This window comes from Methylophaga sp. UBA5088 (assembly GCF_002414625.1).
Taxonomy (GTDB): Bacteria; Pseudomonadota; Gammaproteobacteria; order Nitrosococcales; family Methylophagaceae; genus Methylophaga; species Methylophaga marina.
Genome location: NZ_DIAC01000028.1, coordinates 12992 through 13996, shown reverse-complemented (window position 1 = coordinate 13996; position 1005 = coordinate 12992). Strand labels below are relative to the sequence as shown.

2 protein-coding genes are annotated in these 1005 nt (G+C 41.0%); both read left to right on the top strand.

Annotation, left to right across the window (positions count from 1 at the left end; all coding sequences use genetic code 11):
* A partial coding sequence (locus B4K20_RS03565) for an AEC family transporter (protein ID WP_289281909.1) occupies positions 1 to 517 on the top strand: 517 nt, incomplete at its 5' end.
* Positions 518 to 584: 67 nt separating this feature from the next.
* Positions 585 to 908, top strand: a complete 324-nt coding sequence (locus B4K20_RS03560; RefSeq protein ID WP_289281908.1) for a hypothetical protein — start codon at positions 585 to 587, stop codon at positions 906 to 908.
* The last annotated feature ends 97 nt before the right edge of the window (positions 909 to 1005 follow it).

Below are 1005 nucleotides of genomic sequence, written 5' to 3'. Positions count from 1 at the left end.
GTTAATAGAAACGGGGTTGCAAGCTGAAAAAGCGCTCCACCATAGAATGAAACATGTTTTTTCTGCGGTCTTCCGTAATCCATTAGTTGTCTCTCCGATTGCCGGCGTGTTGGTCGCGGCTTCTGGGTTGACGCTGCCCAACAGCATTGAAACCTTTCTTCATCTGCTCTCAGACTCCGCCAGCCCATGTGCATTAGTGAGTTTAGGGTTATTTTTAGCCAGTAATGTAAACCAAGCTGATAGTGTGGATATGCGAGCAAAACAGATTGCTTGGGTATTAACGTTTACCAAGCTTATCGCTCAACCACTGCTTGTCGCTGTATTGGCTTTATGGGTGTTTGATATGAATAATACCTTAGCCATGATGGCAATATTATTGGCTGCGCTACCGACAGGTACTGGGCCTTTTATGCTGGCCGAATATTACCAGCGTGATGCATTTATTACGGCTCAGACTATTATGCTCTCTACGCTTATTTCATTAGTCACATTGACGATCTTATTAAACTTGATGTGAAAGGTAGGCGTTCAAACCGGTTTTTTGTACTATTAATGAGCTTATTCACTTTTTACTGGGACCACTTATGAAAAAAATTATCATCGCTGCACTTGTTGCCACATTACTTGGCTGCACGTCCGCATCACCTAAACAATATTATCGTCCAGCTGGCGCAGAGCAACAAGTTGAGGTGTATGGTCGTTTTGATCAAATCAGCTTTGAACACCAAGTGTTAATTAATAACAATGTCGTGATAAATGGTCAGTTATCATATAACTATGACGAAGGTCATTTCAGTGGTGAGTATGACGGTATGAGCGTAACTTCGGACTGTAAATGGAAAATGAAAAAAGATTTGATTTGCCTGGTTAAAATTAATAACGAAATGGCCGCTACGCTGACATTTTAAATCCAGTTAGTCGTTATAACCTGAGCGTGTTTGCTCAAGTTATAACGGCTTTTTATCATCAGACAGTGCTTTCATTACCTTTTCAAATTCTGCTTTG

Excerpts from the sequence above, each read along its gene's own strand:
- B4K20_RS03560 (WP_289281908.1), top strand. The coding sequence starts at position 585 with ATGAAAAAAATTATCATCGCTGCACTTGTTGCCACATTACTTGGCTGC.